Here is a 325-nt window from a genome sequence, read left to right as displayed (position 1 = left end):
ACACCGGCGGTGCGGCTTCGATCCGGCATAAGGCAATCGGCCGGCCCTCGAACAATCGGATCAGCGACGGTGTTCGGGATTATGCGGTGACGGTCGTTCGCGAACGCTATGTGGACTTTGGTCCGACCTTGGCAGCCGAGAAGCTGGCCGAGCGCGATGGGTTGCGGGTGTCGCGCGAGACGCTGCGCCAATGGATGTCGGACGACGGCCTCTGGCTGTCGCGCAAGCAGCGGCGGACGTTTCATCAGCCACGCTTGCGACGCGAGGCCTATGGCGAGCTGGTGCAGATCGACGGGTCGGAGCATCGTTGGTTTGAGGATCGCGG

1 pseudogene is annotated in these 325 nt (G+C 64.6%); it reads left to right on the top strand.

What is annotated here, in order from left to right:
• A pseudogene (locus IB265_RS37960) lies at positions 1-325 on the top strand (ISNCY family transposase); the annotation flags it as partial.

It is taken from the genome of Ensifer sp. ENS10 (genome assembly GCF_014852025.1).
Classification (GTDB): domain Bacteria; phylum Pseudomonadota; class Alphaproteobacteria; order Rhizobiales; family Rhizobiaceae; genus Ensifer.
This window is presented reverse-complemented; position numbering and strand designations above follow the sequence as displayed.